Annotated in this window: 15 protein-coding genes; 7 read left to right on the top strand and 8 right to left on the bottom strand. The window is 48.5% G+C overall.

The features are described from left to right. Positions 1–298 precede the first annotated feature (298 nt). On the top strand, positions 299–1,363 hold the full coding sequence (locus QP794_RS11800; RefSeq protein ID WP_285076724.1) for a GGDEF domain-containing protein: 1,065 nt from the start codon (positions 299–301) through the stop codon (positions 1,361–1,363). Positions 1,364–1,438: 75 nt separating this feature from the next. Here QP794_RS11800 and QP794_RS11795 read toward each other — a convergent pair whose 3' ends face one another. From QP794_RS11795 to QP794_RS11790, 3 genes are read right to left on the bottom strand one after another with little or no spacing between them, the layout of a single operon-like run. Further along, positions 1,439–1,960, bottom strand: coding sequence for a hypothetical protein (locus tag QP794_RS11795; protein WP_285076722.1), 522 nt, complete (start codon positions 1,958–1,960; stop codon positions 1,439–1,441). A 52-nt stretch (positions 1,961–2,012) separates the two neighbouring features. Further along, positions 2,013–2,174, bottom strand: a complete 162-nt coding sequence (locus QP794_RS33155) for a GGDEF domain-containing protein (protein WP_350338868.1) — start codon at positions 2,172–2,174, stop codon at positions 2,013–2,015. A 29-nt stretch (positions 2,175–2,203) separates the two neighbouring features. Beyond that, positions 2,204–2,662: a PDC sensor domain-containing protein gene (locus tag QP794_RS11790; RefSeq protein ID WP_350338862.1), complete on the bottom strand. Its 459-nt coding sequence runs from the start codon at positions 2,660–2,662 to the stop codon at positions 2,204–2,206. A 178-nt stretch (positions 2,663–2,840) separates the two neighbouring features. Here QP794_RS11790 and QP794_RS11785 point away from each other — a divergent pair, with 178 nt between their 5' ends. From QP794_RS11785 to mnhG, 6 genes are read left to right on the top strand one after another with little or no spacing between them, the layout of a single operon-like run. Further along, on the top strand, positions 2,841–5,795 hold the full coding sequence (locus QP794_RS11785; RefSeq protein WP_285077413.1) for a Na+/H+ antiporter subunit A: 2,955 nt from the start codon (positions 2,841–2,843) through the stop codon (positions 5,793–5,795). Between the two features lies 1 nt (position 5,796). After that, positions 5,797–6,135 carry a Na(+)/H(+) antiporter subunit C gene (locus QP794_RS11780; RefSeq protein ID WP_024631879.1) on the top strand — a complete coding sequence of 113 codons (339 nt, stop codon included), beginning with the start codon at positions 5,797–5,799 and terminating at the stop codon, positions 6,133–6,135. Next, positions 6,128–7,606 (top strand): Na+/H+ antiporter subunit D, encoded by a 1,479-nt coding sequence (locus QP794_RS11775; protein ID WP_285076718.1) that lies wholly within the window; start codon positions 6,128–6,130, stop codon positions 7,604–7,606. Before QP794_RS11780 ends, QP794_RS11775 begins: the two co-directional genes overlap by 8 nt. A gap of 6 nt (positions 7,607–7,612) precedes the next feature. Further along, entirely contained in the window at positions 7,613–8,089 is a 477-nt protein-coding gene (locus QP794_RS11770) for a Na+/H+ antiporter subunit E (RefSeq protein WP_285076716.1), read from the top strand. Then, positions 8,089–8,373, top strand: a complete 285-nt coding sequence (locus QP794_RS11765) for a Na(+)/H(+) antiporter subunit F1 (protein ID WP_053782045.1) — start codon at positions 8,089–8,091, stop codon at positions 8,371–8,373. Before QP794_RS11770 ends, QP794_RS11765 begins: the two co-directional genes overlap by 1 nt. Then, positions 8,357–8,749 carry a monovalent cation/H(+) antiporter subunit G gene (mnhG, locus tag QP794_RS11760; protein WP_285076709.1) on the top strand — a complete coding sequence of 131 codons (393 nt, stop codon included), beginning with the start codon at positions 8,357–8,359 and terminating at the stop codon, positions 8,747–8,749. The genes QP794_RS11765 and mnhG overlap by 17 nt, the downstream gene beginning before the upstream one ends. A 135-nt stretch (positions 8,750–8,884) precedes the next feature. Here mnhG and QP794_RS11755 read toward each other — a convergent pair whose 3' ends face one another. The 5 genes from QP794_RS11755 to QP794_RS11735 all read right to left on the bottom strand — a co-directional run bounded on the left by QP794_RS11755 (position 8,885) and on the right by QP794_RS11735 (position 15,623). After that, a complete protein-coding gene (locus tag QP794_RS11755) occupies positions 8,885–10,057 on the bottom strand; it encodes a rhamnogalacturonan acetylesterase (protein WP_285076707.1) in 1,173 nt (390 codons plus the stop codon). Between the two features lie 40 nt (positions 10,058–10,097). Beyond that, positions 10,098–11,117 (bottom strand): alpha/beta hydrolase family protein, encoded by a 1,020-nt coding sequence (locus QP794_RS11750; protein WP_285076705.1) that lies wholly within the window; start codon positions 11,115–11,117, stop codon positions 10,098–10,100. Between the two features lie 230 nt (positions 11,118–11,347). Beyond that, positions 11,348–13,600, bottom strand: coding sequence for an MMPL family transporter (locus tag QP794_RS11745; RefSeq protein WP_285076703.1), 2,253 nt, complete (start codon positions 13,598–13,600; stop codon positions 11,348–11,350). A gap of 42 nt (positions 13,601–13,642) precedes the next feature. Further along, positions 13,643–14,797: a type III polyketide synthase gene (locus tag QP794_RS11740; RefSeq protein ID WP_285076701.1), complete on the bottom strand. Its 1,155-nt coding sequence runs from the start codon at positions 14,795–14,797 to the stop codon at positions 13,643–13,645. A gap of 205 nt (positions 14,798–15,002) precedes the next feature. After that, positions 15,003–15,623: a flavin reductase family protein gene (locus QP794_RS11735; RefSeq protein WP_285076699.1), complete on the bottom strand. Its 621-nt coding sequence runs from the start codon at positions 15,621–15,623 to the stop codon at positions 15,003–15,005. Positions 15,624–15,675 lie beyond the last annotated feature (52 nt).

Here is a 15,675-nt window from a genome sequence, read left to right as displayed (position 1 = left end):
TCAAAATTGCAATCATATGAATTGGAGCTTTTATACACAGTCTATGAGCCTAATACGGACTTTTGTTTGTCCCATAAAAAGAACTTTATGCACTTTGCACTTATGTAAGCTTTTTTCTCATATAACAAATTAAATAATTTGCGTTTCATGCAATGTGTTTTATAATTAAAAAATACGAGAGCGGCGTCTGTCGTATCATTATGATGCAGTCAGCGGTGATATATTGAAGAGTTTCCATACGCATAACAGCCATATCCCAACAGAGTACGAATTCAAGCATTCCAAATGGATTAAAAAAATGCTTCGTGCTTACTGGATCGTCGTTCTAACGCATGTTGTCATTCAAATCGGCTGCTTTCTGTTTCTGGATTATGATCGAACTCCGGAAGATTTCATAATCCATGTTTTAGTTTGGCCTACATTAGCCAGCGCTTTAGCCATTCTGGTCGCCAGTTGGGTGGAACGCCGGTTCAGTTCGTTTTCCTTCTACTCCATGTCCATGGCGAGCACAGTGATTGCCTGGACCATCATTCATGTCAATTACGATATTCGCATTATACTGGCCATATGTCTTTTGCCAATCTTTGCTTCGGTTCTGTTCTTCAACAAAAAAAGAGTATGGGCGGTATGCCTCATGCAGATGATTGGCTATGTCATCGTGCTCTTCGACCCGGCCTATCGGCTGTACTTGTCTTCGTTTGATATGGTTTCCATTCCGGCTTTCCTCATTGTAGGTACATATGTTGCGCAACTCATTGTTATTAGCGGGGTCGAGGTACTGGATGATCTTCAGGCCAGTATGCTTGCCAAGCAGGATCTGATTGTACGAAACGCCATTATGAGCAAGCAGTCCAAGACAGACGGGTTAACCAATCTGTATAATCAAAGCTCCTTTAAGGACTACTATGAAAAAGCGTTTGAGTATGCCAAGAATGGCATGAGTCTTTATTTGGCATTGATTGATATTGACAATTTCAAATCCATTAATGATACATATGGTCATCGGGTTGGAGACGTCATTTTGGAGAGAGTATCTCTGGTCATTCAGGAGAACGTCACATCAAGCGATATTGCTGCGCGTTATGGTGGCGAGGAATTCGCACTGCTGATGTTCGAACAGTCTTTTGAGCAGGCATATGCATTAGTGGAGCAGATCCGTAAGAAAATCGCCCGTCTTGTTCATCCGGAGCTGGAAGGAGCTTATATTACGGTAAGTGTCGGACTCCAAAGCTACAGCCCCCACCTGTCCAAGGACAAATTGTTTGAAGAAGTGGACGCGTGCCTGTATACCGCCAAACGGACAGGGAAAAATAAAACGGTAACATCCCTCGAATCGTCTTTAATCGTTGAAGAAAAAAATTAAAAAAGTTGTGCTGCTCACCGAACGCCGGTGTAACAGCACAACTTTTCTTTATTAGTCTTTATAAAGCATTTAGGTTTACTCTACCCATTCCCAGCGATGTGTATTTTGCTCCAGCTTCGGGTGGAGCTTAGCGGGCTCTCCATCAATAATCAGACGTACTTCCTTAATCCAATCTTTGAACGAGTCAAAGGATGCGAACTGATTTGCCATCTCCACCGTGAGATACAGGAAATGAGGAGCGGGGTATTCTTCTGCCATATGGCGCAGAGCTGCTTCGATCGGCGTATACTTCTTACGCTTGCCTTCCCAGCCCTCGACCCGTACGCGGGAGGATGCATGCTCCCTTCTCCAGTCATGAAGGCGGTCCTCCCTTTTGTAAAAGGGCTGCACCCCCTCCTTGCTCATTCGCTTCATCGTATTCTCATGCAGAGGATAAAGCACAAGTTGCACAAAAGCACGTGTGTCCGCAATAGCAGCGGCCCGTTCAAGCTGTTCATCACTTACGTGCTCAAATGAATCATAAAAAATCAGGGTGCCTTTCCGGGTAGCTGGGGGCGGTTCATAGCCATAGGGTACATTGGTATATTTTCCGGACATCTCATCGCTCCTTGCCTGTTTACTGATCAGTTACCTTATACTCTATATTATATTATCCTTTAGGTGTGTTCTTCAATTCAGGATAGAATGTCATTCTATTTTTGCCCGCACGCTTGGATTCATACAGCGCCTCATCTGCCATGCGAATAATTTCACTCGGATTGCCACTGTTTGCAGGATATTCGGCGCCTCCAATGCTGCATCCAATATGAATGCGCTCATATTCAATAGTAAAAGGCTTATTCAGGTTCTGTATGATATCTTCAGCAGCACCGTATTTCCCTTTTGACTGACGATAAACATCTCGATGTCCTTTTCCTCATGCTTCAACGGTTCCAGGACACTTTCCTCTGCTTCCTTCGCCCAGGCCCAGCTTAAATGCGCGGCAAGCACGCCAGCAATCTCTCCGTTCTTGTATTTCAATGGAAAGCTGATATCTACAAATTGCAACGGTTCACCGGTTGGGTTGGGAAGCAGCTTCGCCAGAAGGACTGCATCTTGGACATCTCCAATAAACTTACCTTTAATTCCCTCCTGATACACGGGCCGTTCCGATAAATTGTCCCCGCGCAATATGCCGTCTGTGGATGCCAGCACATTTCCTTTCGGATTCATGAATCCAACCCATGAGAATGTGGGAAAGCTATCTTGAAGCTGATTGAGCAGCAGCTTTCGGAAATCACGTCTTTTTTTATTATACATGTCCTTACAATGTTGGATGGATATTCGCACCGTGTTTCTTCCATTCAAAGAATAGTCACGATTCTGTATATACATACTTGGGTTATGAATATAGAGAGCAAGCATGCTCGTATGAGCCAAGCGAGCACTGTTTGTCACAACGAAGAACATTCGAAATTCAGTCATTGGGGGTGTAATGTTGAGCCTGCTTCATGTTGCTGTAATTCTGCCATTTGCCGCTGGTGTTGTACTTGCCATGCTGCATCGTTTCTTCCGTAAAATACATATGGGATGGCTGGTTTTACTTGTCCCGGCCCTATTATTTGTTTATTTTGCGAGTCTCTTACCCGCCGTGTCCCAGCGAAATATGGTATCCGGGTATATCCCCTGGATTCCTTCACTGGACATTGGATTCAATCTATATCTGGATGGTCTAAGTCTGCTGCTGACACTGTTAATTACCGGAATAGGAACTCTGGTGGTCCTGTATTCCATCTTCTACATGGATACTAAAGAAGCCTTGAACCGCTTCTATCTGTACCTGCTGATGTTTATGGGAGCCATGCTTGGTGTGGTGCTGTCAGATAATATGATTGTGTTGTACGGATTCTGGGAGTTGACCAGTATTACGTCCTTTCTCCTGATCGCCTTTCATTACAAACGCGAAGCGTCCACCTCAGGTGCACAAAAATCATTCCTTATTACCGTATTTGGCGGATTCGCCATGCTTGCCGGTTTCATGCTGATGTATCTCATGACTGGCACGTTCAGCATCCGGGCAACCATTACAGAGTGGGGGCAGATACAGGATAGTTCACTATTCTTGCCAGCTCTTGTGCTGATTCTGGTCGGGGCGTTTACGAAATCCGCACAGTTCCCGTTCCACATCTGGCTGCCAGACGCCATGGAAGCTCCAACTCCCGTCAGCGCCTATCTGCATTCGGCTACGATGGTTAAGGCGGGACTGTATGTTGTCGCCCGGTTCACACCGATTTTCGGTGGACAGGGGTTGTGGTTCTGGCTTGTCACCGGCGTAGGACTGCTCACCCTGTGTTATGGATCTTTCCTCGCCGTGAAAAAAAATGATCTCAAAGCGATTCTGGCCTATTCTACAATTTCACAGCTTGGTCTAATCATGTCCCTGCTCGGCGTTGGCTCAGCGGCCATCTATTTCGGATATGGCGAATCCTCCGCGATGTACACGGTTGCCATTACGGCAGCTTTGCTTCATCTGTTCAACCACGCTACCTTCAAGGCGGCACTGTTCATGGTCGTTGGGATTGTGGATCATGAAACAGGTACGCGGGATATAAGGAAACTCGGCGGTCTTGCTTCGTTTATGCCAGTGACCTTTACGGTAGCGCTCGTCGGAGCACTCGCCATGGCCGGAATTCCGCCGTTCAACGGATTTCTGAGCAAGGAGCTGTTCTTCCAGGCCATGGTGGAAGTGACACACCTCCGAATCTTTGGACTCGGTTCATGGAGCGTACTCTTGCCTGTGTTCGCCTGGCTCGCAAGTGTGTTCACTTTGATCTATGCGCTTATTATTGTATTTAAAACGTTCCTTGGACGAACTCGCAGCGAGATTCCTGCTGAGAAGCTGCATGAAGCTCCCGTTGGCATGTTGATTCCTCCGGTTATTCTCGGGATACTTGTGATCATATTCGGTCTATTCCCGAATCTGCTGGCTGAATCATTGATTGAACCGGCGATGGCCGCAGTACTTCCATCTCTGCTGAACGGAAAAGAACACTTTGATGTTCATTTCTCCCTATGGCATGGCATTACTCCTGAATTGATTATGACTATCGGTGTAATTGCCCTCGGCATAACGATGTACAAACTGCTGCCGCGCTGGAGAACGATTTATGAGCACTATCCGCAAGGCTTAACGATAAACAATATGTACCATGTCGTGCTCGATAATCTTCAGCATTATGCACGCAAATGGACGGAAGCCTATATGAATGGCTCGGTTCGTAATTATCTGGTATACATTTTCTCGTTCACCGTTGCGTTGCTGGTTTATGCCTTTTTCCGCTCAGGGGAAAATATCACCTGGAACTTCAAGGGCAATGCGCCCTTCTCTTTCTATGAGGCAGTACTGCTGCTGGCATTAATTGCCGCTGCGGTTTCAATTCCGTTTGCCAAGAACAGACTATCGGCAGTCATTATGACAGGAGCGGTTGGTTACCTCGTCACTTTGCTGTTCGTGCTGTTCCGAGCACCGGATCTCGCATTGACTCAGATGATTGTAGAGACGGTATCCGTTGCACTATTTCTGCTTTGTTTCTACCATCTGCCTGAGCTGCAACGGGGCAAATCAAGCCGACGTTATCTTAGTGTCAATATGATCGTTGCGATTGCTGTCGGGGTCGTCATGACCTTTGTGGCCTTGGCAGCGAGCGGAACTGCGTCACTGGAAAGCATTTCAGACTTTTTCATTCAGGAGAGCTACAATCTGGCTGGCGGTAAAAATGTCGTCAATGTGCTGCTGGTGGACTTCCGAGGATTCGATACCTTACTGGAGATTATGGTGCTTGGGGTAGCTTCATTGTCCATCTATTCCATGATTAATCTCAATCTCGAAGCGAGGGACCTCGGTGCAAGACTGAAATTCCGCAAGAAAGAACAAACTGAAGAAACCGATAATGAGACGGGTGACGAAGCAGACAATACGAAAAAGTATGGCAACCGTGAACGCAACTCGTCAACATGGGATACCGTCCCCCTTCAAAGCAACGATGTATTGCTGCAAACGACAACCAAGGTTGTTGTCTTTATCATTCTGACCTTCGCGCTCCATCTGTTCTTCGCCGGACATCATAACCCGGGTGGGGGCTTCATAGGCGGCCTGGTGACGGCTGCTGCACTGGTGTTACTAGCGCTGGCATTTAGTACGGATACCGTACGCAAAGCTTTACCTATCGATTTTCGCACCTTGACGGCCATTGGCTTGGGCATTGCGTTATTGACCGGAGCAGGCTCGTTTTTGTTCGGCGCACCCTTCCTGAGTCAGACCTTTGGTTATTTCGATCTTCCAATACTGGGAGAAACGGAACTAGCAACCGCGATGCTGTTTGACCTCGGCGTGTATCTTGCCGTCCTGGGAGTCACCATGAATATCATTCTACAGATCGGGGAGGATCGCTGATATGGAAATATTGATGTGTGTGGCCGTTGGCATTCTGTTCGCAGTCGCCGTCTTTTTAATCTTATCGCGGAGCCTGCTCCGTATCGTGCTCGGTATGTCCATACTAACCCATGGGGTGCATCTGCTGCTAATTACGATGTCACGTCTCAAAACAGGTGCACCACCACTGCTCGGGGAGCAGGCTGAACGGTACGTCGATCCACTCCCCCAGGCTCTGATTTTAACATCCATCGTCATTAATTTCGGACTAACCGCCTTTTTCTTTGTGCTCTCCTATCGCTCCTATTTGAAGCTAAAGACAGACGATATGGAAGAAGTAAGGGGGCGTCCTTATGAATAATCTCGTTGTTCTGCCCATTCTGCTGCCACTGATTACCGGGGTTATTGCCCTTCTGTTCTTCCGACGGACAAATATCCAGCGGGTTGTAAGTGTCATTGGCTTACTGATGACGGCAGCCGCTTCAACTGTGCTCATTACCCAAGTGGCACAGTCCGGGATACAAACACTGAATATGGGAGGCTGGGAACCACCCTACGGTATCGTACTTGTTGCAGATATGGTATCGGCCTTGCTCGTCGTTGCCGCTTCAATTATTGGGTTCGCATGTCTGCTCTATGCCTTTCGCAGCGTGAATAAGGAACGGGAAGAACATCATTTTTACCCGTTCTTTCATTTCCTGATAGCAGGCGTGAACGGTTCATTCCTAACGGGAGACCTGTTTAACCTGTTTGTATGCTTTGAACTAATGCTCATCTCTTCATATGCACTGATTGTATTGGGAGGTACGGAGAGACAATTACGGGAAACAATCAAGTATGTATTGATTAACATTGTCTCTTCTGCGTTATTTGTAGCTTCTATTGGCTTTCTCTACTCGGTTACCGGCACACTAAACATGGCCGACTTGTCCAATCGGATCGCCGAGGTCGGACAGAGTGGAGTCATCACGCTGATTGCCGTCCTCTTCCTGATCGTATTCAGTATTAAGGCTGGCTTGTTCCTGTTCTTCTGGCTATCCGGCTCTTATGCAGCCCCTCCGGCAGTTGTCACCGCCCTATTCGCCGGATTGCTGACCAAAGTTGGCTTGTACGCTATTGTGCGAACATTCACACTCATTTTCTATCATGATCCGGATTTCTTCCATGCACTTATCGGCTGGATGGCGGGAGCGACCATGGTACTCGGGGTAATCGGGGCTATGTCCTATCGTGACGTCAATAAGATTCTGATCTACAATGTTATCGCAGGTGTGGGATTTGTGGCCTTCGGCATGGCGGCAGCGAGTCGTCCGTCACTGGAAGGTCTGCTCTTCTACATGCTGCATGACATGCTGATCAAAACACTGCTCTTCCTGCTCGGGGGTGCTCTGATCGCGGTCGCAGGAACCTCCAAGCTCGACAATATGGGCGGTCTGATCCATCGCTATCCATTGCTTGGCTGGATGTTCTTCATCAGTGCACTTGCCTTGGCAGGTATTCCGCCTTTCAGTGGATTTCCTGGGAAATTGCTACTGTTCGAAGGCGGATTTCAGGCTGGCTTGTACGGTCTGACAGGCATTGCCGTCCTTTCCAGTCTGCTGATGTTATATTCGGTACTGCGCATCTTCATACAGGCGTTCTGGGGTGAACCGCCAGCAGGCGCAGTGAGAAGACCTTATGCCGTGAACGGCCTGCTCATCCCTGCCGGAATTCTGTTTGTGTTCATCATCGCGATGGGTGTGGGGGCTGAGGGCATGTTCCAGCTGACCTCCCGCGCAGGCGACATTCTGCTGCATCCCAATATTTATATTGATGCAGTATTGAAGGAGTAGATGCGTATGGCCTTTCAGATTGTGTTGAATCTGATCATTGCTTTTGTATGGATGTTTCTGAATAATGCGTGGAATGGCGTTGGCTTTCTCACGGGTTATCTGCTGGGTCTGCTGTTGATTGGGAGCATGCGGCGGTTCTTTCCGCAGCGCTTCTACATCGTTCGTCTCTGGGCAATCATCAAGCTGATTGCCTTGCTGTTCAAGGAGCTGGTACGGGCCAGCATTGAAGTTATTCGCCAGATTGTGAAGCCGAAGCTTGATATTCGGCCAGGTATATTTACCTATCAGACTCAGCTGTCCTCCGATTGGGAAGTTACACTCCTGTGCTTGCTCATTTCACTAACGCCAGGTACCCTTCCACTTGAAATTTCGGGCAATCAACGTAAATTATATATTCACGCGCTGGATATCAAAGATCAACAGAAAATGAGTGATGATATCAAAAATACGTTCGAAAAAGCCATTATGGAGGTGACACGTTAATGTTATCCTCACTATTGTTCATATCCTTGCTTATTCTGTCCCTGGCAATCCTGGGTTGTCTGTACCGGGTGCTGCGCGGACCTTCCATGGCCGACCGGATTACGGCACTGGATACCATCGGTATTAATGTCATTGCCATCGTTGCGGTACTATCCATGATGCTTCATACCCAAGCTTATCTGGATATTATTCTGTTAATTGGCATTCTCGCTTTTCTAAGCACAGTTGCATTTGCACGATACATTGAACGAGGGGCGGTGTTCAAAAATGAAGGAGATCGTTGATGGAACCGCCGGAATTGTCATTGGGCTTATTGTCCTGCTGGGCGCCCTACTAAGTGCATTTAGCGCGTTCGGACTGATCCGACTGCCAGATGTATATCTACGGGCGCATGCCGCCACCAAAAGCACTACACTCGGCGTACTTTGTGTACTGAGCGGAACGTTTCTTTTCTTCTGGTATTTCGACAACTATATTAGTGCCCGGGTATTGCTTGGCATTATGTTTGTCTTTATCACGGCACCGGTAGCCGGACATCTGAACGGACGGGCTGCCTATCGAACGGATGTCCCTCTATGGGAACAGAGTGTGCAGGATGAACTTGAACCGCTCTTGAAGGGGAAAAAGGTCAACCATGAAGCCAAGGACATGATGGAATAGTCGCTTGGTCCATAATCAAATACCCCCGGGACATGCCACACATGATGTGGCCGTCCCGGGGGTATTTGGATTGTATGAGACTCAGCTTAGTCCAATCCATATTCGTGGAGCAGAAGTAAACTATAGTTTACCGAATCAGAATCCATCAAGTCCCTGTCTTCTCAGATCAGCAGCAACGATTCGTGCAAGCTGGGCAGCACCATCCCGATTCGGATGCAGCGTGTCTCCTGTCATGTACAAGGCCAGTGTTGCAGCCGGTCCAATGGAAGTGAAATAGGCCGAACTGAGTTTGTTCAGATCTACAAGTGCCACACCCTCTTCCTGAGCCAGTGCACGTGTAGATGCATTGTACCAGCGATTCTCCGCAGTATGCACATTGGCTGAATTGAAATCAGTTGCCCGACCCTGAGGCGTTGATAAAATAACGGTGGCTCCTTTATTTTTGGCCTGACGAACCATATCACGCATGATCTCCTTGAACTCCGCTTCCGTTGTATTATTCTTGGCATTCGTATCATTAATCCCTAATTGCAAAATAAAGTAATCTCCTGGCTTAATATACTTCAGAATCGCTTCCATCTGTCCATCATCGCGGAAACCTCTTGCAAATTGACCGCTTGAGGCCATATTCCGAACTTGAAATGTACTCGTATTCACGTAGGAAGGGAATAGCTGTCCCCAGCCACCCTGCACACTGCTGTTAAGCGGATAGTAATTGCAGACCGTCGAATCGCCTCCAATATAGATCGTACGGTTCGTCACCGTCTGATTCGATATTTTCCGGATTTCAAGTGCACTGAGTGTAAATGCCGTGCCTTCCTTACCTTCTGTTACCAACAGATTTAACTGTCCATCCGTCACCGGAATTTGAAATTGATCGGTCGCCCCGTTACCCGTCATATTGATGATCTGATATACACCTTCTGCCGCCACACTCGACCTGGCTGTATTGCCCAGAATCACTTTGACCTCGTAAAGGCCATTGGACATATCCACATTAAACGTATTCGTACTCTTCGTGCCAAAGGTAACAAACTGTACGGCATCGCTTGCAGCGCCCGTTCCAGAGGCAGTTACATTTCGCATATTGGCAGGTGTATTGAATCCATAGCCTTTCGCTGAAGTGTAGGCATCCGTTGCCGATACACCTGTGTAACCGTTCTCAACTGCACCGGCACCAAAATCAAATTTGTACTCATTCGCTGCAGCTTCGGCGACCTGTCCGCCATTAGCTGCCAGAATCCCCCCAATCAGACTAGCAAACAGGGTAAGACAGAGCAAATACCGCACGGATTTTGACCATTTCATGACTAAACACTCCTCTCAGAATTCTATTTGTATAGTTTCCTTATAGAACGTAATCAAGCCAATCATAGGCTTTCGCTCCGCTAATTTCATGTCCACCTCTAAAAAAATCCGCATCCAGCCATTTCTGTGCGCCCGCCTGCTCATAGATTTTGGTCAATCGGGCATAAGCTTCTTTTGCTGTTGGCAGCGGAAATACCTGATCTTCACTTCCGGCTTCAATAAATAGCGGCCTGGGTGCGATCAGACCGATGATATCCGGCAGCTCTGCTTCCCTCAAAATTCCTGGGATATAATTATCGAGGCAATGATTTCTGTCCAGTATGCTGCCCTGAAATGTATTGGCGTAACCGCTCACAACAGCCGCACGACACCGTTCATCCAACGCAGCAGTGAATGACGTCACGAGTCCACCACCCGAGATGCCCATACTGCCGATACGCGCTGAGGCAGCTTCAGGACGGGTGGTTATGTAATCGAGCACACGCATCGTCTCATAGATTCGATGTCCGGCCAGGGTCTGCCCTGTCATGAGCAGATGAGCCGCAATTTTGGTACAGGAGCTTGCCCCTGGGGGTGCATCCCGATCCTCCTCCAGCCTTCGGTCACCAAACCCAAGCAATTCAGGCGCAGCAACCACATATCCACGCTGTACAAGAGCGACGGCGAAGTCTTTATGCAGGCCGGGCTCTCCTCTACGCGGTGAACCGTCGGGTTCCATGCCGGAGATCTCCCGGCTGCCATACCCGTGTCCATGACAAGCTATAATAGCTGGACGCGGCTCTTTGGTAGCGCTTACCACATTCGGTATCAACATGTAGATGGGCATGCGCAACCCCGCATAGGTTGTAATCTCAACCCGCTCCCGGATATAGCCGTCACATGCCGTGCTTTCCAGCAGTACGGGATTCAGCTCCGCAGCCACGGTTGGGAAACCGCCCAGCCGCTCTTTAATCCGTGTGCGCAATTGACTGCGCCATGGGTCAAGGGCTTGACCCGCCTGATAAGCGGAACGTCCGCGCGGGCTTGTTTGTTTTTGCAAATAGGATTCAATATCCGACATGCCGTTCATCCCTCCTGTCCATTCAAATAATATATATTATAGCTCCACTTCTTCAGGTTATTTCTGTCCTCTCCGTTGGGCTTGTCCAGTCTATTATAAATCACCGTACAGCCCGTGAATTGAACATTATTGCCTGTTTTGGGCTTGAATTCACACTATTTTGATGAAAAAAAGATATCCTCGCATACCTGAACTTCAGGCTCCGAGAACATCCTTCTTGATCTGGCCTTTTATTCCCTGAACCCAGGTAGCCACCAGTTCCATCTGCCCATCAGTTTCATAAGCGCAGGTACCAGTACCAAGCGGATAAGGGTAACATCAATGAATACCGCCGCCGTAATTCCGATTCCCAGCTGTTTTATACCCGCCACGTCAGCAAAGGCAAACGGCACGGTCACTGCCAGCAGAATCGCCGCCGCCGATGTAATCAGACGTCCGGTTGAAGCGAGTCCTTGCTGTACAGCCAGATCACTATCGCCTGTTCGTCTGTATACCTCCTGGATCCGGGACAGCATGAATACGCCATAGTCCATTGAGATACCAAATACGAGCCCGGCAATGAACACGGGAATCATGATCGCAATGGCGGACTGTTCCATACCCAAATGTCCCTGATTGAAGACCAGTACGAGGACGCCGAATGAAGCAGCCAGGCTGAGCAGGTTCATCAGAATGGCTTTGATGGGAATGAGTAATGACCGGAATGCTGCGAGCAATACGAGATAATTCGTTACTATAACAAACACCAGCACTTTGGGTAGTTGGCCTGAAACTTCTTGCATGATTTCATACTGCTTGACTGCCTCTCCCCCATAACGCAGCGGTATTGAGGAAATGGGGTTAGCGGCGTCCTTGTCCCTCATCTGATCGAGCCAGGAAGCAGCCTCATCTGAGCCGGGTGCTCCGTGTATGGTAGCTACCATACGAATGGAATGGTCAGACACATATAAACGCAGCCATGAAGGCTGCTGAGATTGGGTTTCGTTCAGCGCTTCAAGCAGAGATGACGATAGAATGTTCATGCTTAATTGGGTTTGGGAGGAAAACTTGTCCGGCAGCATGATTCCCCATGCGGATTCAATACTCATCACATTCGAATCCTGCTGAAGCTCTTGCATTTTATTCAACGCAACCCGCCAGTGGGAAGCACTCAACGTCTCTGCCGTTCCACCAATCACAATCTCGACAGCAGAGACGTTCTTTTGTCCAAAAATGCGCTGTAACTGCTCCGTCGTCTGACGTGACTCCATCCTGGCAGGCAGGGATGACGCATCTGGAATAGCCAGCTCCAGCCGGGTAACCGGTAAAACAAAAAGAAGCAGTGCACCCGTTCCAAGCAGCGCCATGCGAACTGGGCGTTTCATAATCATGCCTGACCAGACTGCCCAGATTGAACGTGACTGCAACGTTTGTTGGTGCTTAACCTGCTTTGAAGAAATGGAATACCCGAACCTTTGTCTAAAGATGTGCACTGCTGAATTAAGGGATAGAATCGCTGGCAGTAGTGTTATATTCAGCAGGACCGATATAACGAGCACAATAATGGCTCCCAGGGATACACTCAGGAACATCGGCAGTCTAATCCATAGCAGACCGAGTAGTCCCAGCAGCACACATGCCGCAGAAAAGAATACCGCTCTTCCCGCTGTACGCAGCGTTCTCTGCAGAACTTTCTCTTCCCCTGCACCCGCTTCACCACTATTCTGACCTTGCTGAAGTTCCTCCCTATATCTGCTGAGAATAATCAGGGCAAAGTCGATGCTGAGGGCCATTCCCACCATTGGAATCACGTTGATCACAAAGTTGGAGAGCGCCAGATGGTAACCCAGGAGGGAAGTAACCCCCATTGCCGTTATAACACCGGATACCCCCATAATGACAGCAAGGAGAGCCGCATAAAGACCTCTGAACGCAAAACACAAAATAACGAGAGCAAGCGGCAGACCCACAACCTCTGCCCGTTCCAAATCGCGGAAACTGAGACGGTTTACATCCTGCTGTACAACGGATTTCCCTGTTATTCGGATCATTCCCAAATCGTCTGTTGTTAGCATGGATTGCAGCTGTTCCAGGGGTGGACCCATCTTGTGAGAGGGTACATCAAACCCTAGCAAGGCATAGGCTACATCCCCCCGCAGCATCTGGCTTCCAGGTACTTCAAGGGGAGAGATTATGGACGTTACACCTGAAAGTGTGCGAACCTGTTGCAGTCGATCTTGAATCCAGCCTCGGAATTCGGCAAGGGTAGTGCCTGTCTTTTTTTCAAAAAGAAGAATAACCGGATCAGCAGGAACATGGAACTCTTTCTCAAGCACAAGCTCTACAGCATGAGCATCTCCCTGGTTGAAGTTCAATCCATGATCCTGAACATTACCGGGCAATCTCCACGCCCAGACGGCTGACATCCCGATGACAAACACCCAGCAGAGAATGATGAATCGCGGATATCGGCTAATGAGGACAGCAAGGCTGCGATAACCCATACCCAAGCTCCTCTGATATCAGATTGGTAATTCAGTTTCTTTTCAGATCACGCCTTGATTCACGGGCTCTCTTTCTTCAACGGATGCAGGAACATAAGTAAAAGGAAGCAATTCCGCTGTGATTCCCGGTCCAAAAGCAAGCGCAATTCCGCTGGAAGCCTCTTCCCTTTTGCTATAATCCTCTCGGATAGCTTGTAAAACAAATAGAATGGTCACGGAGGATAGATTTCCATAATCCCGTAGAATGCTTCGGCTGTATTCGACCTGTTCATCCGAGAGCTGGTAAAGCTTCTGCACCGCATCCACAATGCCTCTGCCTCCGGGGTGAATCGCCCAGATTTCAGGTAGATCACTGCCGTTCAGCAATTGTTCCACTTCTGGACCAAGATGCAAGCCGAGCAGCTTCGGAATCTGTGGCGAGAGATACAGATCGAAGCCGGTATTGCCCACTTCCCAGATCATCTCTTCCGAACAGTCTGGCAGTAAAACGGATTGTCCTTCCCCCAGTCGGAACAGTTCCTTGCGCCCTGTTCCGGGCAGGCCGACAACACAGGCCGAAGCCCCATCCCCAAAGAAGGACGCTGCGAACAGGTCATCCCGCTTGGCAGAGGGCTGAAAATGAAGGGTGCACAGCTCCACACATACGATAAGAACCGTTGCGTCTTTTTCACTCGTCACAATCGAATTCGCCAACTGTATAGCTTTCAGACCGGCGGCACATCCCTGGAATACAAGCGGAATCCGGTTTACACGCGGCGATAGTTCAAGCTGCTGAATCAGCCGAACATCGAGCCCGGGCAGAAACTGTCCGGTACAACTGACGGTAATGAGATGTGTAATCTCCGAAGTTGAAACGACGGCATCCTCAAGTGCCTGACGTGCTGCCTTGATACCAAGAGGAACGGCAGCCGCCTTATATTTAGTCATACGTTCGGCTGTAGTCGGAACGTTCTCCGCCTGGGTAAAGGGCAGATAACGACAAGACTCTACAGGCTCCAGCAGGTTCGGTTCACATGTATAACGTGTCTCGACACCGCACTGGTTGAATATTCGCTTAGCCCATCGTCTGGAATCCGGCTCATGTTCCAGCGCTTGTGCGAGCCGGGCAGACACATCCTTTTGGTCAATGCGGTGACTAGGCAATGCCGTTCCTATTCCCATGATACTTGCGGCTACTGTTCCATCAAGTTGGCTCATCGGCTCCAACCCCCTTATATATAAAATAGGTTCATGTCACATGTGCAGGATATAGTACAAGTCTATTCAGGGCTTGCCCCCTTTATGTTCACGAAACAAGCAAAGACGGACAACATATGCGAATTACACATAAGTTGTCCGCCTTATTAGACGAAGATTATTATATAGACCTATCCATCTACAGGCTGTTCAGCCTGAACCGATGCTACTCCGGGCGGACCACTGTAAATCTCTCGCCAAGTTTGGCATAGTCATTTCCTGCCAGTCTGCTGATTGGTTTCAGCTGGTCCATTAATATATATTTGGTGGCAGGATCATACACGTTCTCACTGAAATGATACTGTACAATGCGAACCAGAAGCAGATCACTCACGGGTTTCCCCTCATCGTTCGATATCGGAATATGCTGATAGAGTGTGCACTCCATCCGAACAAGCGCTTCCTGTATCCCCGGTACGGACACCACGCTACTTGGCACAGTCGTCAGATTGGTCCGTTCCAGCTCACTTTCGTGGGGCTCCAGCATCGCTGCTGTCTCGTTCATATCCAGAGCGATTGCTTCATCGCAAATATGTACAACCAGTTCTTGCATGGCAAGCACATTGCGTGCCGTATCTTTCATAACCCCTTCCTTGCGAGCAATGGATATGGATAATAGCGGCGGGTCAGAGCTGACTACATTAAAAAAACTGAAGGGCGCTGCATTAATGACGCTGCCATCTTGAGAAAGTGTTGTCACAAATGCGATTGGGCGTGGTACCACCGAACCGCTCATCAATTTATAGTTTTCTCTTCCGGTTAATTCGCGTGGATCTAGTGTAAACATTCAGAATGTCCCCTTCCTTGTCATGAAGCGATACTCATCTCTCAAGAGCTTC

Source organism: Paenibacillus sp. UMB7766-LJ446 (assembly GCF_030226665.1).
In the GTDB taxonomy this organism is placed as follows: Bacteria; Bacillota; Bacilli; order Paenibacillales; family Paenibacillaceae; genus Paenibacillus; species Paenibacillus vandeheii.
Note: the sequence above shows the minus strand (reverse complement) of the source record. Positions and strands in the feature narration are given on the sequence as shown.

Excerpts from the sequence above, each read along its gene's own strand:
- QP794_RS11800 (WP_285076724.1), top strand. The coding sequence starts at position 299 with ATGCTTCGTGCTTACTGGATCGTCGTTCTAACGCATGTTGTCATTCAA.
- QP794_RS11795 (WP_285076722.1), bottom strand. The coding sequence starts at position 1,960 with ATGTCCGGAAAATATACCAATGTACCCTATGGCTATGAACCGCCCCCA.
- QP794_RS11790 (WP_350338862.1), bottom strand. The coding sequence starts at position 2,662 with ATGTATAATAAAAAAAGACGTGATTTCCGAAAGCTGCTGCTCAATCAG.
- QP794_RS11780 (WP_024631879.1), top strand. The coding sequence starts at position 5,797 with ATGGAAATATTGATGTGTGTGGCCGTTGGCATTCTGTTCGCAGTCGCC.
- QP794_RS11775 (WP_285076718.1), top strand. The coding sequence starts at position 6,128 with ATGAATAATCTCGTTGTTCTGCCCATTCTGCTGCCACTGATTACCGGG.
- QP794_RS11770 (WP_285076716.1), top strand. The coding sequence starts at position 7,613 with ATGGCCTTTCAGATTGTGTTGAATCTGATCATTGCTTTTGTATGGATG.
- QP794_RS11765 (WP_053782045.1), top strand. The coding sequence starts at position 8,089 with ATGTTATCCTCACTATTGTTCATATCCTTGCTTATTCTGTCCCTGGCA.
- mnhG (WP_285076709.1), top strand. The coding sequence starts at position 8,357 with ATGAAGGAGATCGTTGATGGAACCGCCGGAATTGTCATTGGGCTTATT.
- QP794_RS11755 (WP_285076707.1), bottom strand. The coding sequence starts at position 10,057 with ATGAAATGGTCAAAATCCGTGCGGTATTTGCTCTGTCTTACCCTGTTT.
- QP794_RS11750 (WP_285076705.1), bottom strand. The coding sequence starts at position 11,117 with ATGTCGGATATTGAATCCTATTTGCAAAAACAAACAAGCCCGCGCGGA.
- QP794_RS11745 (WP_285076703.1), bottom strand. The coding sequence starts at position 13,600 with ATGGGTTATCGCAGCCTTGCTGTCCTCATTAGCCGATATCCGCGATTC.
- QP794_RS11740 (WP_285076701.1), bottom strand. The coding sequence starts at position 14,797 with ATGAGCCAACTTGATGGAACAGTAGCCGCAAGTATCATGGGAATAGGA.
- QP794_RS11735 (WP_285076699.1), bottom strand. The coding sequence starts at position 15,623 with ATGTTTACACTAGATCCACGCGAATTAACCGGAAGAGAAAACTATAAA.